At 65.5% G+C, this 1377-nt stretch carries 1 protein-coding gene; it reads left to right on the plus strand.

What is annotated here, in order from left to right:
- The coding region (locus tag AC5ZG1_RS43930) for a phosphomannomutase/phosphoglucomutase (RefSeq protein ID WP_496136515.1) at positions 1–1377 on the plus strand (1377 nt) is incomplete at both ends.

A 1377-nucleotide genomic window follows, 5' to 3' on the forward strand; every position in this document is an offset into this window, starting at 1 on the left:
ACCGGGTTTCGCGAATATGACGCGCGCTGGCTGTTCGGCAAGGAAATCAATCTGATGGGCGTGCAGGCGCTGGGCATGGGGCTCGGCGCGCTGATTGCGGAACTCGGGGTCAAGCAGGAGATCGTCACCGGCCACGATTTCCGCGGCTATTCCGCCGCGATCAAATATGCGTTGATCTCCGGCCTGATGGCCGCGGGCTGCAAGGTGCACGACATCGGGCTCGCGGTGACGCCGATGGCCTATTTCGCGCAGTTCGACCTCGACGTGCCCTGCGTTGCCATGGTGACCGCCTCCCACAACGACAATGGCTGGACCGGCGTCAAGATGGGGGCGAGCCGCCCGCTGACCTTCGGGCCCGACGAGATGACGCGGCTGAAGGAGATCGTGCTCGGCGCCAGCTTCACCAGCAAGGCCGGCGGCGGCTACCAGTTCCACGAGAATTTCCCGGCGCGCTACATCGCCGACCTCACCAGCCGGCCGAAGCTTAAGCGCAAGCTCAAGGTGGTGGCGGCCTGCGGCAACGGCACCGCCGGCGCGTTCGCGCCGCAGGTCTTGGAGGCGATCGGCTGCGAGGTGATTCCGCTCGACACCGAGCTCGACCACACCTTCCCGAAATACAATCCGAACCCGGAAGACATGGAGATGCTGCACGCGATCCGCGACGCGGTCTTGCAGCACAAGGCCGATGTCGGCCTCGGCTTCGACGGCGACGGCGACCGCTGCGGCGTGGTCGACAACACCGGCGAGGAGATCTTCGCCGACAAGGTCGGCGTGATGCTGGCGCGCGACATGTCGGCGATCCACAAGGACGCGCAGTTCGTGGTCGACGTGAAGTCGACCGGCCTGTTCATCACCGATCCGGTGCTGCAGCAGCAAGGCGCGAAGACCGCATATTGGAAGACCGGCCACTCCTACATGAAGCGCCGCACCAACGAGCTTGGCGCGCTCGCCGGCTTCGAGAAATCCGGCCACTTCTTCTTCAACAAACCGTTCGGCCGCGGCTATGACGACGGCCTGGTCTCGGCGATCGCGATCTGCGAGATGCTCGACCGCGCGCCCGGCAAGTCGATGGCCGACCTGAAGGACGCGCTGCCCAAGACCTGGTCGTCGCCGACGATGTCACCGCATTGCGCCGATGAGGCCAAATACGGCGTGGTCGACGCCGTGGTGAAGCACTTTGAAGGCCTGCAACAGCAGGGCGCCAAGATCGGCGGCCAGGCGATCCGCGATCTTGTCACCGTCAACGGCGTGCGCGTCACGGTGGAGGACGGCAGCTGGGGCCTGGTGCGCGCCTCCTCCAACAAGCCGGAGCTCGTGGTGGTGGTCGAAAGCCCGGTCAGCGAGCAGCGCATGCGCGACATGTTCGAGACCGTGGAT

Source organism: Bradyrhizobium sp. Leo78 (assembly GCF_059512425.1).